The organism is Parabacteroides sp. ASF519, from assembly GCF_000364265.2.
Classification (GTDB): Bacteria; Bacteroidota; Bacteroidia; order Bacteroidales; family Tannerellaceae; genus Parabacteroides; species Parabacteroides goldsteinii.
The window spans coordinates 5993136-6012441 of sequence record NZ_AQFV02000006.1; the positions used below are offsets into that span (position 1 = coordinate 5993136).

Annotated in this window: 12 protein-coding genes; 1 reads left to right on the forward strand and 11 read right to left on the reverse strand. The window is 40.1% G+C overall.

All coding sequences use genetic code 11. The features are described from left to right. Positions 1 to 15: 15 nt before the first annotated feature. From rpsU to C825_RS24155, 11 genes are all read right to left on the reverse strand, one after another. Complete coding sequence (gene rpsU, locus C825_RS24105; protein ID WP_007654191.1) at positions 16 to 207, reverse strand: 30S ribosomal protein S21; 192 nt, start codon at positions 205 to 207, stop codon at positions 16 to 18. 163 nt (positions 208 to 370) lie between these two features. Then, a complete protein-coding gene (locus C825_RS24110) occupies positions 371 to 1789 on the reverse strand; it encodes a TolB family protein (protein WP_010800486.1) in 1419 nt (472 codons plus the stop codon). Continuing rightward, a complete protein-coding gene (locus tag C825_RS24115) occupies positions 1786 to 3468 on the reverse strand; it encodes a DUF6057 family protein (protein WP_010800487.1) in 1683 nt (560 codons plus the stop codon). The genes C825_RS24110 and C825_RS24115 overlap by 4 nt, the downstream gene beginning before the upstream one ends. Beyond that, on the reverse strand, positions 3465 to 5666 hold the full coding sequence (locus tag C825_RS24120) for a hypothetical protein (RefSeq protein ID WP_228100149.1): 2202 nt from the start codon (positions 5664 to 5666) through the stop codon (positions 3465 to 3467). The genes C825_RS24115 and C825_RS24120 overlap by 4 nt, the downstream gene beginning before the upstream one ends. Positions 5667 to 5915: 249 nt before the next feature. Continuing rightward, the gene (locus C825_RS24125) at positions 5916 to 6848 is read right to left on the reverse strand and encodes a DUF1735 domain-containing protein (RefSeq protein WP_228100150.1); all 933 of its coding nucleotides are present in this window, start codon (positions 6846 to 6848) and stop codon (positions 5916 to 5918) included. A 95-nt stretch (positions 6849 to 6943) separates the two neighbouring features. After that, entirely contained in the window at positions 6944 to 8935 is a 1992-nt protein-coding gene (locus C825_RS24130) for a RagB/SusD family nutrient uptake outer membrane protein (protein WP_007654202.1), read from the reverse strand. Between the two features lie 12 nt (positions 8936 to 8947). Further along, positions 8948 to 12052, reverse strand: coding sequence for a SusC/RagA family TonB-linked outer membrane protein (locus C825_RS24135; RefSeq protein ID WP_010800490.1), 3105 nt, complete (start codon positions 12050 to 12052; stop codon positions 8948 to 8950). 33 nt (positions 12053 to 12085) lie between these two features. Next, positions 12086 to 13372 carry an IPT/TIG domain-containing protein gene (locus tag C825_RS24140; RefSeq protein ID WP_232434161.1) on the reverse strand — a complete coding sequence of 429 codons (1287 nt, stop codon included), beginning with the start codon at positions 13370 to 13372 and terminating at the stop codon, positions 12086 to 12088. An 828-nt stretch (positions 13373 to 14200) separates the two neighbouring features. Then, positions 14201 to 15247 (reverse strand): S-methyl-5-thioribose-1-phosphate isomerase, encoded by a 1047-nt coding sequence (gene mtnA / locus C825_RS24145; protein ID WP_010800492.1) that lies wholly within the window; start codon positions 15245 to 15247, stop codon positions 14201 to 14203. A 6-nt stretch (positions 15248 to 15253) separates the two neighbouring features. Continuing rightward, the gene (locus C825_RS24150) at positions 15254 to 16132 is read right to left on the reverse strand and encodes a hypothetical protein (protein WP_010800493.1); all 879 of its coding nucleotides are present in this window, start codon (positions 16130 to 16132) and stop codon (positions 15254 to 15256) included. A gap of 39 nt (positions 16133 to 16171) precedes the next feature. After that, positions 16172 to 17026, reverse strand: coding sequence for a hypothetical protein (locus tag C825_RS24155; RefSeq protein WP_044215225.1), 855 nt, complete (start codon positions 17024 to 17026; stop codon positions 16172 to 16174). A gap of 479 nt (positions 17027 to 17505) precedes the next feature. Here C825_RS24155 and C825_RS24160 point away from each other — a divergent pair, with 479 nt between their 5' ends. Beyond that, the gene (locus C825_RS24160; RefSeq protein ID WP_010800494.1) at positions 17506 to 19293 is read left to right on the forward strand and encodes an aminopeptidase P family protein; all 1788 of its coding nucleotides are present in this window, start codon (positions 17506 to 17508) and stop codon (positions 19291 to 19293) included. Positions 19294 to 19306: the final 13 nt, after the last annotated feature.

The window sequence follows — 19306 nt, forward strand, 5'->3', positions numbered from 1 at the left end:
GCCTGACAGGATATTTTATTCTTCTACCTGCTGCAATTGCTGAACGTAAACCGCACGCATGTTTTGTTTTCTCTTTTCAACAGAGGGTTTTATAAAAGCCTGACGACTTCTCAGTTCTTTTACCACACCTGTCTTTTCGAACTTTCTTTTAAATTTCTTAAGCGCTTTTTCAATGTTTTCGCCTTCTTTCAATGGAACTACGATCATAATTTAATTTATTATATTGTTTTTAATTACATCCTCAAAATGGGCAGCAAAATTACTGATTCTTTCGTTATTAGCAAAACTTTCCGGAATTTATTTTACGAAGCCTCCACAAAATAAGCTAAAACCCGATCCGTTATAAAACTCTTTGTAGCAGCAAGACACATCATCTCTCCATAACCGCCTCCAGATCCTTTTCGCTTGTGCAGACCGGCCCCTTCATAAATTCGGGTACATTATAAGACTTATATTGAAAAAAATAAGAATCACTCCTTTTTTGTGGTAATAAAAAAGGCTTTCCTGCATGTCCGGAAGAATCTATATGAGCCAGATACAAGCAAGTAAAAAGCCCTGTCATCCGACGGCTACTAAAAACGATCCAATGACCTTCCGACGACCAGGAATGATAACTTTCCGTTTCTTCCGAATTTAAGATCGATGTATCTACTTCTCTTTGGTTATGCAAATCAAACATACATAAGTCCGCATCCCGATGCCAGATAGAAAAATTACCATAAGCATGTCGTGTGTATAACATAAAACGCCCGGAGGGTGATATTTTAGGGAAAGAGATACTGGCATTTAGTGTATCGACTCGTATCACCGTATCAATTTTACTTCCCAAAGTCCCTTTCTCCAAATCCACATCCAGGCTACATAAATGATATCGTACGTAATTAAATGAATCCGGTAACGATATTGCAGGAGCAGAGCAAAAGTATAACTTTTTTCCATCGGAAGAGAAACAGGGAAAAGTCTCATAAGCATCAGCCGACGATAATAGAGAACTGGTTAAAAGTATATTCTTTTGTACATCCAGGATCACAATATCCGAGTGCAGATCCATCACCTCAATGCGATTCCTGTGCTGTGAATGTACTGCCTGTACCATCTTGTTTACTGAAAAAGCTATATATTTACCTGATGAATGCCAAGATGGATAAACTAAAGTTTTTATTTTTTCGGAATAATCCGTATTCAATTTACTAACAACTCCATCTTTAACTAAAATAGTTCCTGCCGGTTTAGGGCGCTGATGGAATATATACTCTTCCGGGTTTCCTTGATTGGTCGCATGACAATTCACACAAATTTCTTTTACTCTTGAATTTTCAAAAATGGCATCCTCTTCATAATTAGCCAAACAACGTTGATAAATCCCCATATTCCCCCACACCTCATATCCTGGCTCAATCAGGCGATATGAAAGATAAGGATCTATCGGATCCGAGGATATATATATCTTAAAAGAATCAACGCAGTTCCACAAATGGTCAGTCTTTTTCTGAATATAAACATTCATTACACTATCAGATGTCACTAACTCTCTCCATTCGAGTGAAGAAAAACGCACCTCTTTACCCCGGCGATTTAACTGTTTGGTTCGTGTACATAATAATACCTGAACATTCTCATTCACTTCCGGCAGATTTACATAAAAAGATAACGGTGCAATATCAACCGGAATTGTAACATTTCTGTAATCAGGAAATATAAGTTCTCTCGTTGCATAACCAGGTCTCTCTTCTTCACAACAAGACAAAAACAAAATTACATACCAGCAAAACAATAAATATTTAATCATAAACGAACAGGATTAAAATCGTAATAATACCAATAACTACTTGTATAACAACGAATATTCCTATTCTCCATATTCATAGATATATCCAAGTGATTCGTCTTACAAAAGGATTGATAAGCCAGAAAACGCTCTTTCAACGAATCCGGTATAAAGAAATAATCAAGTATTTGAGGGTTGCTTTGTGCTCCCAGAAAAATTGCCTCCTGATAAATAACCGGGACATTTTTCTCATTTTTATAGAAATAGTAAAATGCTTTCAAAAACTCATTCAGGTTCTTATCCAACAAATATGAGCATAGAACAAAATCTGCCAACTTCTTATTATGCACATTATCATAAGCCAACAGGTCTATGTCTTGGAGATATACAAAATTATCGGCCTGAGATTCGACTCGTCTCAAACAAAGAGTGTCCACCTCCCAATTCCGATAAACCCATGTTTTGTGTAAATAGGAAAGATATTTATCTACAACTGCATACTCTCCCATCTCCCAATTACATGTTGCCAGCATTTTTAAAGTCTGTGGATATCCGACTGATCGTGCACAAACATTACATTCAAAAGCATACTTCCGAGCCGATGCTATATCTCCATAGTAATAACATATCTTTTGTAGTGTCATAGAAACAAATGGCGTCATATTCCAATCGACAAACAGCCCTTTACTCCCCTGCTGTGTATACATAAGCAAAGAGTCTGCCAAAACGCCCTGTTCTGCCAAAGCCAAGTTTTGATAATTAAGACATAATAAATCCGTAGGTTTCTGTTTCTTACAACTATGTAATATCTTTTCCCATTTTTTGTGATCTGCATAATACGCATATTTTTTTACCGGCAAAGACTTTCTATCATCATATTCTGACAATAAAAAAGCACCACAGAGTAAAAATATAACGACCTGAGTACCTATCCTCCAATATTTATTCTCTATCGCAACAAAGACTAAGTCAAATAATGGACTCAACAATGGACTGAAAGCCAATAAAAACCACGGAGCATAAATCACCCATCCGGCTTCCCCTTTCAATACATATATCCCATCAGCAAAACATATGATCTCCGAATAATACAGATATCCGGCATAATTCAAATAAAACACCAGTAATATTGTGAATAGCGCAGGAATAAGAAGCAGACCGATTTTTAGCCTGTACACCTTTATTTCCTGGATCAATAAAGAAACAGCAAAGGCGACAAAAACCGATCCGGCTATCAGATATAGCAAGCAGATCATTAAACATCCGGTCAGGATACGTACGGACTCTTTTTGAATACGCTTATAAACCAACAGAAAAACCACACAAAACAAATAAGCAACGACTCCTGCATAAAGAAAATTAAAATCAAGAATATCAATCAGTAGAAATAATAAAATGAAACCCTCCAATAAAAAACAGTTTTTATTGAAAGAGACGTATTGCTTTATTAACCCGGCTATACATACTAATAATAATGCTGAAACAAACTCACCTACCAGCGGATAATAAAAAAACTGTACCAGAAACTCACCCAAGTACACTGATAAGCCTCCAGGATGAGAAACCGTTTCAAACAGATAGTCCTCCGAAAACATAAACAACTGAAACTGCTCGATATAGAAAAAATGATAACTATATCCAATCTGCAACAATAAAAATAATAGAATGAACAGGCTTATATAAAACAATTTACTCATCATTCTGCATTTTTCAATAAATTACCCGAATACCGATACAACTGTCCGCTCTCATCCACGCCCTCAATTACCACATGATATGAAGCCGGGAGATCCGAAGCATAAAATTCCACACTTCCTTCTCCCTGAGAGTCTATTTCCAAAGTAGGATTCCAATAAAGAGTACTGCGTATATCCATTTTTTCCGACTTTTTTTCATCAGGTGTCTCATATACCGGATGATAGAATTGATCCGGTTTCACATACCCTTGCGAATGGAATAAAGCTACCCCCTTCCTCTTGCGATTCATTGCTTCCGGTTTCAATGTAATTACTACGGCAGGAGTCGACTTACTTATAGAACCGTATTTACACCGTTTCTGATCCCTAAACACATCAAAGCTCCTCATATCATCCGGATAAATTGTTTCCAATATATAATTATCATCCCAACAGCACATCCCATCAATCACGACAAGTGGATCACTTACATCTGCGCCTCCCATAGCTTGTCTGAATAAATCTTTTGCAGTCCTGGACACCGACTTTCCAAGCATATCTTCTGTCATGGAATAATCAGCCCACACACGTTCAGCTTTTTCTTTGGCTGTCTGAGTCCGTTTTCCTTCAATCACGACATCTTCCAGATTGATTACACGCATACCACCGGCGTCCATTGCAGAGGATAGATAATGTGGATTAAAAACAAACAATGAATCAGGGAATAAATTTTTGTCTTCTACAACAGGAACGGTTTCTTCGTCCATCTTTATATCGACAACTGCCAGACCTTTTTTACTTCGGGCTTGTACGACAAAAGTCGTTGAGTCACAATAATCAATCCCATCCAACAAAAAACAACCTTTTTCATCCGACTCCAACGTCCTGACTAGATTATTTGCAGGATCGACTGCGACTATTGCCGCATCTTTTGCCTCTTTACCGAAAAAATTCAAAATCCTTCCACTTATATATTGCCCCTTCTCCACAAAATAATCAGGCATTAACGATTGCTCTGCAAAAGGAGTAATATCAAACCGACTCCAGCCATGTGTCAACATCAATAAATCCAACCCTCTTATAGTTGTTCTGGACTTCTCTTTAAAATACCATCCGGGATTCTCCACAAATCCCTTCAAATCCGACACAAGTAACAGATCAGAGTAAATATTGCTTGACAGTGAATCCACAGAAACCGAATTATTATCCGTAATGCTTAATGAAAAAGAGCCTTTTGCCGGCAATCCCGATTCATTATCCAACCTGATATTTATTTTTATTTTTTCCCGACGCTCATATGTATCTTTATCAGTTTGTAAAGTCCAATAGCTTTCCTTCTTTGGATAATTAAATATCAGTCGTTCACTCAATTTATTACCAGCCTGATCCATCAACAGAAAATGAGAAATACCATCCGGAAAATAAGAAGAACTAATAACACCCGTATGATTCTCTTTACTTATTGGCAATAAAAAACGAAGTAATCCTCGCGTATGACCAATCAAATATAGGGAATCCGATTGTTGACTATCCGGCAGTGATGAAAATATCTGATAACGTATTTTTCCAGCCGATTGATTTAATGATAATGTAATGCCTGAATCTTCAGCTTTTGGTAATTGTATCTTTTTCTCTTCACATCCGGGAGAACGGACTAATGCGTAATATGAATTATCCTTCGCCGGAAGAAAAGAAAAAGTTCCCATTCCATCATGCTCGCTCTTCACTTGTGTTAGCGTATCCCCTGACTGATTGACTATATATCCTTCCAACATTCCACTATAACCATTTGAACGCTGACATTTAAAAGCCATTTGCTGACGATATCCCGTTAATAAATGTCCTCCCTCCGGAAAAAAAGAAACACTAAAATCATTTTTACTTATATCTTTCTTCTTTAGTTCCAAAGTATCCGGCCTATCCAAAGTATTGGCTATCGGAATATTTTTTTGAAAGAAAAAGTTTACATTAGCATTACGCATCCAATTTGTATATCCCCTCAATGTATATTCTCCTACAATCATATCCGTTGGTAATAGTAAATTACCCCAAAAGCCACCTTCATTTTTCTTTACTTTTTGCCTACAAACAATTTTATTATTCTGATTTACCAATTCCACATAAATAAAATTATCCGGCATATCCGGAGCATGGGTAGACGAGTTCACCAGATATCCTTTAAACCAAATTTGCTCTCCTGCAGCATAATAAGGTTTATCCAAATGCAAATACAACTTTTCCTGTTGAACTGTTTGAAGATTTAAAAAAAAGGAGATTATCTGTTCACTTGTTGTTTTTTCCCGAAACAAACGAAATGACATTCCATTCAATAGGACACAGACGATAGTTATAAATAGGAATTTCATAAATCAACTGATATTTTTCATCATTCTCTCACTGTGTTTTATAGTAGGTCCAAAAAACAAAACCATCGTTCCCGCCTTTTGGACCTACCGATAATCAGTATGATACTACTTCGCTAACTGTTTCATATTTTCAGTAACAACAACCCAATCACTCCATTCTGCCTCCAATCCTTCCGAAGCAGGAGTAACTAAAGTCCGATATCGATAAGAAATATGGAATCTCATTATTCCCAGTTCTTCTCCGTACCGATTCGATTCAGCCACTGTCAGGACTTCTTTATCTTCCTCACTTCCAAGCATCTCAACTTGTATATTTTCCTTATTATAAGGATAGACTGTCAATGGATAATAAGAAACACCTTTATAATTCAGCGTTTTTTCTTCGCCAATCTTTACAATAACGCTATATTTATTGATTAACTCCAGATCTGCCTTATTTCCACTGTTTTCCATACCTGCGTTAATCCTTACTTCCTGCTTACTTAAAGGATACATACGCTTATTGGCTGCAATTTTAGAAACAGGCCCATCACCGACCTGGCGAGTACCTCTCATCGACATTAATGTATTGTCCTTTTCCGATGCAAAATCATTCTCCAGAACAACCTGATAAAGCACACGGTTCTTCTTTGGATTAATTTCATAAGCTGAAACGCCTGTCAACTTCAATGGTATCATATATAAAGAGTCCGGAGAAAGTCCTTCCGGACGTATCTTGATCGGCAATAAAGCATAAGGCATTTCTCCCCCCTGCTTCATTGTTACCGAATATGACTCGATCGTGTATTTAGACGGATCCAATCTTTTTGCATATTTATCCGTATCCAAATCATAGTTCAGCAGATTATATTCACCCAACAACTCTTCATCAGGCTCCAACGTAAACGTTATATCCTGATCTATGTCCAATGTCCCTCCTGCATATAAAGTCAAATAACCAGTACTTTCTGTTTCATTTAGCGAATGAACAACCTGAAAAGCCATATTATCATCACTTAACACATAAAGCACCTTTTTATATTGTTCTTCCTTAAACATATCACTTTGGTTACAAGCGAGAAGTCCGGAAAAAAACAAACATGCGGTTATTCTATATATTACCTTGTTTATCATATCCATATATTTTAATATTATTAATTATCCCATCCCGGATTTTGATCCATTTTCGGTACTTTTCTGATCTCCTGGCGACTAATAGGCAACCAGATCATTTTTCTTTCGACTTTACGATTTCTGGCTATCGGATGATTGACCACCGTACGCTCATAATAACCGTCTTTACGTGATTCGGTGTCCATTCCGACAATAGGCTCTTTGTCGACCTCTTCATAAATACCCCAGCGACGTACGTCATAGAAACGACGATTCTCATGTAAAAACTCGATCATTCTTTCGCGTACTATTAAATCAAACATTTGATCAGGGGATGATAATTCAGCAGATGTCAATCCCGGAAGCCCGGCACGGTAACGGATCATATTAAAATATTTAGCCATCTCATTCACATCTCTGGTAAATGTCTGACTGTTACCTTCAGCATCTGTAATGGTATGCCCTCCCGTCAGGTTGTTGAGTGCTTCCACATAAGAAAGAAGAATTTCTGCATATCGGATTATAGGGAAAGGTTTTTCCAGTGTTTCCGCATCATTTCCGGCCCAGGCATCGTCTTTGTGGATAAACTTCTTGATTACGTAACCTGTGATCGGGTAATTTCGAATATCTGAATTTGTACGGTCTTTCCCGGAGTTCCCTCCCTTAAAATAGGTGATCGTCTGATTTCTGCGTCCACTCTCGCTTGTAGAAAGACAAGGCCAAAAACATTCACTGAAACCGATAGAGGCATAAAAGCGCATTTCTCTGTTCATATACATATTATATACACCATTATTCAACTGATAACCGGAGAAGGATTGCTTCTCACTGGAAAATCCGATTTCCGAATAAGGATATTCTTCACTCGAGTTGTTGATATCACGACCGTCTACCATATAATACGCATCTACAATCTTTTGAGGAATAGCCATACCATTCCAGCCACCTAAATTATCAATAGGAAACGCATGCCGGGTATAGTTTCTTACATTACTGGAAATACGCCCCCACACAAATTCCGTATTTTTTTGAGACAACGCTTCTCCTGTAAACATATCGCTATACGACTTGAAAGGGTCGATATTTCCCGCTCCATTAGGAAAATCTCCCGAAGGAACATTTTTGGGTAACGGCATAGTTGTCGAATCTCGTTTTACCGTATATAACTCATAAACTCCCATATCAATCACCCGTTTTGCTGCCGCAGCGGCAACCGCCCATTTCTTTTCGTCATATTGCTGTGAAACATAATCAACTCCATCGACCGTACGTTTCCACGATGCAAAATGGGTTTTAGCAGCTGCACCACCGTTAAACAAGGGACTTGCCTGCTGCAAACGCAGACGCGCAATCAGCCCGTAAGCCGCTCCACGGGTAGGACGTCCGAATTGCCCCATAGAAACAGTAAGAGGTATATATTTCGCAGCCAACTCCAACTCATCACAAATATAATCTACCGACTCGTCATAGGTCGCTCTTTCCCGGTTGTAATACTCCGGTTTCTCATTCGTCTCCAGAGTTTCATCACCTATCAAAACAACCGGACCAAAATTCATCAATATATGATAATAGGCATAAGCACGCATAAAATGAGCATATCCTAATATCTCACGCTCTTCTAAGGTCGTAAGGTCTTTACACTCATCTATTCGTTGAAAAATAAGATTGGTTTTCCGTATGATCTTATACATTTGCGGCCAGACATTCATACTCATCAGGTTGTCAGGATTTATATTTCCCAACACAAATTGCGTACCCGGATACTCATCATGGTCCCACATAGTAAAAGCTTCATCCGAACCGACAACTCCCGGTGTATACGTACTACCCCAAATAGCTCCTTCATCATAAAAAAAGGCTGCCGTACCCCATAAATATTGTTGTAAATTCAACTTATTCTGAAAGATAGAATCATATCCCAACGTATCCATAAAATAATCATCAACATTCAGATAATTACACGAACTCATAGAACAATACAAAGCAATAAAAGCAACAATGATTAAATGCTTCAAATATCTTAAATATCTCATATTCCGTTATTTTTAGAAATTAACATACATCTGTATCGCATACCGGGCCGGTATCGGATATACATTCCCGTTTTTACCGGCTTGCTCCGGATCTACCGTCTTTACCTTATCCCATACACAAAGATTATAGCCGACCAATTGAAGGTCTACAGAGGAAATTCCTACATTGTTCAACCAACCTAAAGACTTCAGGTTGTAGGTCAAGCTGATTTCCTGCAAACGCAAATATTTGGAATTACCTTTCCAGAAAGTCGAGACTTGTGTATTGTTCTCATTCTTTCCATAAGTCAAACGAGGAAACATGGCATCAGGATTTTCTGTAGACGGATCTCCTGAATACCAGGCCGGAGTCCATCGGTTTGCCTGGATGCCAGCCTGTACCGGAACATTACCTACTACCGCTTTATGGAACGGTATATACCCCATTTCATACACATCATAATTACCATAACCATCCGGTAAACCGGCTTTGTAATAGTCAGTGTTACCGGTACCTTTAAACAATACCGACAAGGTTAGATTTTTATATCTGAACTCACCACCAAAACCATACATCAACCGTGGATAATCAGAAAAAGATAAAGGAACCTTGTCGTCAGTCGTTATTTTTCCATCTCCATTGACATCTTTATATTTGATATCCCCTGGGCGAACCGTACCGAACTGGGCTGGACTACTTGCCACATCCTGGTCATCCTTAAACAACCCTAAAGCTATATATCCTCTCTGTATATTCAACGGATTACCGGCAATACGTTGATACTCATATTTAGGATATGCCTGTTCCCAGTCTTGAACATCATTTGTCGAATAGGTAAAGTTTCCACGAACCGTAAAAGCAAAATCTTTACCAAATGTTTGTGTATACGAAATATTACCATCAGATCCATAACTTCTCATACGTCCGACATTACCAAAAGGCATCGTTATAATACCTGCAAAATCAGGAACCTGGGTACGCTGTTGGAAAATGCCTTCCCGTTGATCATTAAAAAAGTCCACAACAAAATTCACTCGTTCATCAAACAAACGACCTTCAATACCTAAATCCGCTTTTGTTGATTTTTCCCAGGCCAGATTATCCGCGCCGACGATAGACTCGTTTACCCCCCAGGAATAACGACTTCCCCAACCGGTATTCGCAGTCGAATTGATAATAGTCAAATAAGGGAATCGTTTATCCGAAATACGGTCGTTACCTACTTGCCCGTAAGAGAATCTGAATTTCAAGAAGTTCAACCAAGGCAACGCTTTTTTCATAAAATCATAGTTTGTCGGAACCCAACCGACTGCACCGGAAGGGAAAAAACCGAATTGTTGTCCAGGACGGAAATTTTCAGAACCGGTATAACCAAAGTTAGCATCAATGAAATAAGTATCCTTAAAACCATATGTCACACGTCCGGATAACCCTTGATACCTCTTTGGTATCGCATCCATACTTGTTTTTACATTATATGTGTCTTTCTCATCACTCATATAGTAGTAAAGTAGTCCGGTAAAACGATGATCGTCACCGATCATATTTTCATAATTCACATTTGCTTCAAAATGGTATTTACGCCATTGCCGCTGATAATTCATAAACTGAGCCGCTTCCGCATTAATTTTCTTTACCAACTTCAACTCCCCGTCAGTCGAACGTCCCACCGCATAATACATATCAGGTAAAACATAGCGCGTTTCATCATAGTAACTCTTATTATTTAAAGCACCCTGTATCTTTACTTTTAACCCCTTCAGAATCGGAGAAAAATCCTGAGTTAAAGCAAGCGTCACCATATTGGAATAGGTCTCGGACGTTTTCATCCCCGTATGGTTCAACATCACATAAGGAGAATACTGGCTACCCGTTCCATAAGCCGGTAACATACCGTTTGAATATTTAGTTGGAATCGTAAGGGGAGTCAGAGCGGCTTGTGCATACCACAAATAGTCGGTATTTGCCATACCCGGTTCTTTTTTAGATGTTAAAGTTCCATCGAGTCCCAAATAGACTTGAGTCGTCTTCGTCACATTAACATCCAAGTTCGTTCTATAATTATATGTATTATATCCGGAACCGGCCTTATATTTACTATTCTTATCCTGTTTATAAGCGGCGCCTTCATCAGACATACCCAAACTGATGAAATAACGGGCAATACTACCTCCCCCCTGCGCATTGATATAATAAGTTTGCTGCAAAGACGTCTTATTCAAAACCTCATTCTGCCAGTTTACGTCCGGATATAAATCCGGGTCAAGCTGGTATTTGATCAAATCCATTTCCATGGGAGAATATAAAGGCGTTGATCCTGATACTACCCGAGCTTCATTGGCCAGTTTGGCATAATCGTAAGCTCCCACGTATTCCGGCAAACGCTTCAATGTAGATACTGTCAAATTTGCGCGCGCTGTAATTCTCAAACGATCCACCGTTCCACGTTTGGTTGTCACCAATACAACCCCATTAGCACCTCTCACCCCATATACTGCGGTTGCAGAGGCATCCTTCAGTACAGAAAAACTTTCAATATCAGCCGGTTCTATATGACTCAAATCCCCTTCCAAGCCGTCAATAAGTACCAAAGCACTACTATTTGCACCGAAAGTACTCATACCGCGAACCCAGAATTCCGATATATTTTTACCGGGCTCTCCACTCGTTTGTAAAGAAATTACTCCGGCAACTCTACCTCCCAGCATATTATTGATCGACGTAGACGGTACTTGTAAATCTTTTGTATCAACAGTTGAAACAGCACTAAGCACACTGATTTTCCGTTGTTTATTACCCATAGCAGTAACAACAGCTTCCTCCAACTGAACCGAAGAAGTTACCATTTTGATAACCAAATTCTTTTCTTCCTTTGCGACTTGGTATTCAAAATTATCATATCCCAAATAAGTAAAGACAATCATATCGCCTTTACTGGCCTTTATTAAAAATTTACCGTCTATATCCGAAGCCGTACCGACACCCGGACGATCCTTCAGGTATACATTCACTCCTGATAACGGTTCATTATTAAATGACGGATCAATAATTGTTCCTTGTATCGTAAATGTTTGCTTCTGTGCGACCACAACCAGAGCACACCATAGCAACATTTGTATGATGAAGAGTCTTTTCATACCATCAATTTTAAAATTGTTTAATTTATTAGATTATTCTATAGCCAACTTACGAACACAATTATTCCTTGCATCACCGACATAAATAGTGCCTTCTTTGTCGATAGCCACTCCTGTAGGATATTGAAACAAGGCATCTTCCGGCGAACCATCCACATACCCCTTTACACCGGCAATACCAATAACAGTACTAACCACACCATCACGTGTTATTTTTCGTATAACATGATTTCCGGCATCAGCGACATACATCACTCCGTCTTGATCAAAACAGATTTGTTTCGGATCATTAAATAAAGCATCTTCACGTTCTCCATCCTGCCATCCGGTTTCATTCTGAACACCGGCGTAGAGTTCATGCTTTTTGGTTTTGATGTTATAGCTATATATACAATGTTTAGCAGAATAACAGATATACAACATATCAGGCTCAAGAGTATCAAAACTAACAAAGCTATCAGAGCTACTTAATAATCCTTCATCCAGTTGTTCCGCAGATTTTGTTCTCGGATCAAAGCGAACAAGTTGACCATTATAGGCACGTGTATAGATTAATCCGTCGTTTACATTTGGTGCAACCGAATGCATCCAGTCAAGTGTAAAGGCAGGGGTTCCTTCTTTGGGCCTAGGTTTAATTCTTTTAGGCGCCCACTGAGTTTCAGGATCAAACTCGATCAATCCCTGAGACCCCTGATCTAAGGCTACAAAAACGGTTTTACCTTCTGCATCCGTTGCAGAAGCGTTGGGATACGGACAATTACCTGAACCTTTGACCAACGTACTGACAACATTCTTTTCCTCATTAATTTGGCGAACTGCATGTCCAAGACGTTCACTAACAAAAATATTTTTCTCTGCATCCACACATAAGAACCAGGGTTGATCAAAAGAAGCCTCTGCCAATGTTCCATCAATCATCTCACCATGTCCATCGTCACCTCCCACTGGTTTTCCGGCTATAGTAGAAACCGTAGTCTGCGTTGTATAGGAAAATGTGTTTTCAAAAGTAAGGGAGTCTTTTCCTATTGCAACAGATATTTGACACTCTGCACCGGGCTGTCTCGGAGTAATTACATAAAGCATATCACCGGCAGCACGCACAACAGCCGCTTTTTTGGTGTTATAATATACTTTTATAGCTTCCGGATCTGTTCCGAAATTAGTACCTTTAATGATCACCTTAGTTGCCATCCCTCCCGAATCGGGATAAAATGTTTCCAACTTGACCGGAGTATTCGGATCATAGGGTTGCCCGCTTCCATTTGCATTCGTCTTATCATCAGAACAAGAAAAAATGGAGATAAGCAAACAACTTAACATAAGAGATGGTACATTCTTAGTAACAAATCTCTTGGGTTTAAAATAAATTGTCATAATTGATTACTTTAGATGTTTAGGTATAACTTTCTGTTTCAGTATCATTGTACTGCAAAAACCGGGGTTCAACTTTATCCGCTCATAGACATTTTTTTAATAGGTTAACAATATATTCACATTGAAGAAACTCTATCCGGCTATTCTGTTTTTCAATTTTTTACATGGTGAATCGAGTTCTGCCAGAACTATGGTAATTATTCCTTATACATGCTGAATATCACCCAAAGCAAATAATAAGAGCTATTATATTAGAGTATTTTTTAATAAATGCGGGCTGGTTTAATCTGAATTTCCCAAAATTGGATACAAAATATCTTTAGCAATACGCAAACATACACGCGCAACAAAATTTAACACGTACAATAACAGACAAAACGAAAACTTTTATATTTATTGATTTGTTTTTCATAAATTTAGTCCGTACATTTGCATTCGAAGGACATAGTTCTGGCAGAACTATAAACAAGAAGAATTTCAAGGCTTAATTATCAACAATACCCTCATCCGGACTACACAGAGCGGATTAAAATGCTACCATTTAAATAGGTTACTTTTATTAAATTCAATTGCAGGCTTACATGTCTTCTAATTCTAGATAAACAATCTTTTTCCTTGGATACAAGAAAAAATCAATATCTTTTTCTACTCTATTTCTATCACTTAACAAAACACCACAAAACATTGAATACAAAGCAAGTAGATAACTGCATAACGACTTTTGGAGCCCCTGAAAATGCAGCTATCCCACTTAGTGTCATACCGATTTATCCACTATGACTCAAATCCCCCATTCGCCGGATTGAAAATTCCTTTTTCCGTAATAATTGCAGTAATTAATTCGTTAGGTGTTACATCAAAAGCCGGGTTAAATATTTTTACATCTTTCGGAGCCATACGATGCATATACCACATTTCTGTTACTTCAGCAGGATCCCGCTCTTCAATAACAATGGATTTTCCATCGGGACATTGCATATCAATCGTAGAAGTAGGTCCCAAAACATAAAAAGGAATGCCATAATGCCGGGCAAGTATGGCAACGCCCGAAGTCCCGATCTTATTAGCGATATCGCCATTGGCAGCGATCCTGTCACAACCGACAATGACCGCCTGTACCCAACCCTTCTGCATAACAGACGAAGCCATATTATCGCAAATAAGCGTGACATCCACCCCGGCTCTGTTCAACTCGTATGCCGTCAGGCGAGCTCCCTGGAGCAGCGGGCGGGTTTCATCGGCAAAAACTTTAAAACCATATCCTCTCTCTTCTCCCAGGTAAACCGGAGCCAATGCCGTCCCATATTCAGATACGGCCAGATGACCTGCATTGCAATGGGTCAAAATCCCCATCCCCGGACGCAACAATGACAGGCAATGTTCCCCGATACGCCGGCAGGCAGCCGCATCTTCCTCACGGATAGCCAGTGATTCCTTATGTAATAGTTCAACCAAAGCCGGTACTGTTTCCGAAGCATTTTCCAATACGACCTTTTCCATCCGGTTCAAAGCTGCGACCAGGTTGACAGCCGTAGGCCGCGATCCCGCCAAATATTCTTTAACCCGACGAAACGCCGTATAGAATTCATCGAATGAGCCGGCCTCGATCTGCCTGCTACAAACATATATACCATAGGCCGCAGCAACACCGATTGCAGGTGCTCCGCGTACTTTCAATTTATAAATTGCATCCCAGATATCCTCAGCCGAAGTAAGTTCCAAATAACATTCTTCAGCCGGTAACCGGGTCTGGTCCAGAATCACGACTGCATTCTGGTCGTCGCTGAGACGGACGGTTTTCAAATCTGTAATATTCTTCATTGTCATTTAAAAATGAGGCATATCAAGCGAAGGAGTTTTCGTTGCCAGTAATATAACAGTAGTAAGCCCGGCAACACCAAGAGCAACAGATCCCCAAATCAATCCGGTACGTCTGCTCCGATAATCGCAGTTATAAAAAAAGTTTCCTTCTTCATTTCTCCAGGCCTGAAAGCTGGAAGGGGCCACATTTCCGGCTTTTATCAACTCCGACAAATAAAAAGACGTTTCATAATAAGAATAATGACGTTCCACTCCGTTTTCTCCCCCGGTAAAAAGCGCCAGATAACTTCTGAAACGTAAAGGACTGTTTCTCTCACTGAAAGTCTTCATCTTCAAGTTTGTCCGGCCACCGTTTGCCTTTTCAAACGGCTGATCGGTCAAATCTTCACGTGATACTATATCAAATACTAATTTATCTAATGTAAGATTGGAGGATTCTATCTGAGCACAAGGAGGTATAAACTCCACTCCTTTCGGAAGCTGTATCTCTCCGGAGAAACTGCCACGCGAACGGCTACTCACCGAACCATATTGCCGGTTCCAGTTATACGAACTTCCGTACGAAGAAGACTCCGTGACCCCTTCGACAGGAATGGCATCTTTATAATAGCTGGTTGCCTTACCGTTAATGATCAATGCCGAACGCTGCCAGTCCACAAACAGAGGTTCATCCATTTTGTTTTGAACCGTCACCAATACCGGACCATCCTCTCCATGAAAGTTATAGATGATACACACACTATCGTTATCGATCACAAAATCTTTATTGACATCATAACGACCCGACCGGTCATTAGAAGCAAGCGTCGAATAGTAATAAGAAGAACAACTACTCAGACTCAACAACATCCCTGACAAACAAACCAAAAACATCCACTTCTTCATAACCTTCCATTTTTATATTATCCTCATTTCCTACCGCTATCAATAGTGATCAGGTGTCAGCGTCGACTCTATTACAATACCGGCAGCACCAATGGCTACGGCACCTACGATAATTCCGGCATCAGCGCCTTTTACCTTATGCACATAGAAAAAGTCTCCGGCCTGCTTTTTCCCGGCATCAAAAGAAGCTGGCGGCACATTCCCCGTCTTGATCAGCTGTGCAACATAGAAACTACTTTCATAAGAAGAATAGTTTTTCCCTCCGTTCTCCGGATTAGCCGTATATAAACTCAGATAACTCCTGAAAGACAAAGGACTATCATCCTCCGTAAACTTCTTCACTTTCACATTTACCACATCTGAATTGGACTTGGCAAATTTCTGTGTCGTATATGCCCCTTTGGGTATACGGTCGAACGGAAAATTCGTAAGTCTCAAAGGAGTAGATTCCACCTTTGACCTGGGAGGAATAAAACTGACACCTTTAGGCAAAGCTATCTGACCGGCAAATGAGCCGCTAGAATAAGCGTCTGTCGAACTATATCTTCTGCTCCAACTGAAACTGTCACCATATGAAGAAGATTCGGTTTGTCCCTGTATCGGGGCATTCTCCTGGTAATAGCTGGTTGCAACGTCGTCAATGATCAATGCAGAACGTTGCCAGTCAACAAACAGAGGCTCATCCATCTTATTATATACCGTGATAGATATAGGCGCATCTTCACCATAAAAACAGTAAGATATGCACACACTGTCATTTTCTATGACAAAATCTTTATCGTCATTTTTCTCTCCGACTGCATCATTCGACTCCAATACTGAATAATAGTAAGAAGAACATGAACTCATGCAAAGCAGAGCCACTACACTCAAAACAAACAACATTCTTTTCATGATCATCCGATTAAGTAAAGTCCAACAAATATATTCTTTTTTATTTAAAATCTTCAACGTTTCCAGCTTTAAACGAATGCGACCCGCACTTTTCCGTATTAGCTTACCGAAGTTGCCTGTTTTAATGACATCCTGGTATATTTAAGACATTCCATCAATAAAAAACCCCTACTTCATATGTCTAAATTATACTTACCACAGACACAATCCTTCTTATCGTTTCAATTTTTTTCCGTTACATTTTTGTTTGTTGATAACTATCGGCAAGCTTGCGCATAATTATCGATAAGATTACCTACAATTGTCGACAAGTTTGCCCATAATTATCGGCAAACAATTTCATCGGCAAAAATTCAGACAGACATAACGATGATATTTAAAGAGGATCACAATGTTCCGGTATTTTCCAGGTGAAGAAAATGGTTTTCCCGATATTTTCTTAACTTTGCGAATAGTAACGTTGACTAAACAATAATGCGATGAAAACAAACATTCCGGAACGTATTGCCGCGCTTAGAGAGGCAATGAAAGAAAAGAATATAGATGCTTACATCATCCCCAGTTCAGACCCGCATCTGAGCGAATACCCTGCCGACCGTTGGAAATCACGCGAATGGATATCCGGTTTTGACGGTTCTGCCGGAACAGTGGTCGTAACAGCCGATAAAGCCGGGTTATGGACAGACTCTCGGTATTTCCTGCAGGCCAGTATCCAACTCGAAGGTTCAGGTATCGAACTATATAAAATGGCTTTGCCGGAAACTCCGACAATCCAGGAGTTTCTGCTTCATGAACTGGAAAGCGGACAAACCGTCGGAACCGACGGACAGACATACAGCGTAGCTGAAACGGCAATACTTGAAAAGGCCCTGCGCCGGAAAGAGATCAAACTGGAAACATCCTGCGATCTGATCGATCTGGTCTGGAAAGACCGGCCTGCCATCCCTGGTAATCCGCTGTTTGAAATGCCTGTCGAGTTAAGTGGAAAATCCGTCCGCGAAAAGCTGGATGAATTAAATAACATGCTTCGCAAGGAAGGAGCCGACAGCCTGATCCTCGCTGCTCTCGACGAAGTGGCCTGGACATTTAATATACGCGGAACAGACGTCGCTTACAATCCGGTGGTAATCAGTTATGCGTTTGTCTCGGAAGACGAAAGTGTGCTTTTTATCGACCCTAAAAAGATAACGGCAGAGTCTGCTGAAAACCTAAAAAAAGAGGGGGTTATACTGGCCGACTACACGATGATACAGAAATACCTGTCCCGGCTTCCGGAAAACAGCCGCGTATTCATCGACCCGGCAAAAACAAATATATCATTGTACAACGCCCTTCCCAAAGGTTGCACGATCATCGAAGGCATCACTCCCGCCAACCACCTGAAAAGTATCAAGAACGAAACAGAAATAAAAGGATTCCGCAATGCTGTGATAAAAGACGGTATTGCCCTGACCCGTTTCTACATTTGGCTGGAAAAGAAATTAGCTGCAGGAGAAAAAGTAACAGAACTTAGCGCATCAGCCATGCTGACGGCTTTACGTGCAGAACAGCCGCAATACATCATGGATAGTTTTGAGACCATCTGCGGATACGCCGCCCACGGAGCCATCGTACATTATGCCGCCACGCCCGAGACCGATGTGGAAATAAAAGCAGACAGTATGCTTCTGATGGACTCCGGTGCCCAGTATCTGGACGGAACGACCGACATCACCCGTACAATAGCCCTGGGTGAACCGACCGAACAGATGAAAAAAGATTTTACCCGTGTGCTGAAAGGCACGATCGGGATTGCCAAATGCAAATTCCCGGCCGGAGCAAAAGGTGTTCAGTTGGATATCCTGGCCCGCAAAGCATTATGGGACGCAGGTATTAATTACCTGCACGGAACGGGACACGGAATCGGTCATTGCCTGAATGTACACGAAGGCCCGCAGAGTATCCGTATGGAAGCAAACCCCGTCCCGCTGAAACCCGGCATGGTTATCAGTGATGAACCTGCCATGTACCGGACAGGCGAATACGGCATCCGGACAGAGAATATGGTTCTGGTCCGCGAAGACAGTGAAACGGAATATGGCAAATTTTACGGATTCGACACACTGACTTTATGCTACATCGACACCAAACTGATCGTTGTCCCCATGTTGTCAGTGAGAGAACACGCATGGATCAACAAATACCACCAAATGGTATACGACTTGTTAAGCCCTCATCTGAATGAAGATGAAAAAGCCTGGTTAAAAGAGAAAACAGCAGAAATCTGAAGAATTACAATTA

What these genes read in the sequence shown, in the direction of transcription:
- rpsU (WP_007654191.1), bottom strand. Translation starts at nt 207, where the DNA reads ATGATCGTAGTTCCATTGAAAGAAGGCGAAAACATTGAAAAAGCGCTT.
- C825_RS24110 (WP_010800486.1), bottom strand. Translation starts at nt 1,789, where the DNA reads ATGATTAAATATTTATTGTTTTGCTGGTATGTAATTTTGTTTTTGTCT.
- C825_RS24115 (WP_010800487.1), bottom strand. Translation starts at nt 3,468, where the DNA reads ATGATGAGTAAATTGTTTTATATAAGCCTGTTCATTCTATTATTTTTA.
- C825_RS24125 (WP_228100150.1), bottom strand. Translation starts at nt 6,848, where the DNA reads ATGTTTAAGGAAGAACAATATAAAAAGGTGCTTTATGTGTTAAGTGAT.
- C825_RS24130 (WP_007654202.1), bottom strand. Translation starts at nt 8,935, where the DNA reads ATGAGATATTTAAGATATTTGAAGCATTTAATCATTGTTGCTTTTATT.
- C825_RS24135 (WP_010800490.1), bottom strand. Translation starts at nt 12,052, where the DNA reads ATGAAAAGACTCTTCATCATACAAATGTTGCTATGGTGTGCTCTGGTT.
- C825_RS24140 (WP_232434161.1), bottom strand. Translation starts at nt 13,372, where the DNA reads ATGTTAAGTTGTTTGCTTATCTCCATTTTTTCTTGTTCTGATGATAAG.
- mtnA (WP_010800492.1), bottom strand. Translation starts at nt 15,247, where the DNA reads ATGAAGAATATTACAGATTTGAAAACCGTCCGTCTCAGCGACGACCAG.
- C825_RS24150 (WP_010800493.1), bottom strand. Translation starts at nt 16,132, where the DNA reads ATGAAGAAGTGGATGTTTTTGGTTTGTTTGTCAGGGATGTTGTTGAGT.
- C825_RS24155 (WP_044215225.1), bottom strand. Translation starts at nt 17,026, where the DNA reads ATGAAAAGAATGTTGTTTGTTTTGAGTGTAGTGGCTCTGCTTTGCATG.
- C825_RS24160 (WP_010800494.1), top strand. Translation starts at nt 17,506, where the DNA reads ATGAAAACAAACATTCCGGAACGTATTGCCGCGCTTAGAGAGGCAATG.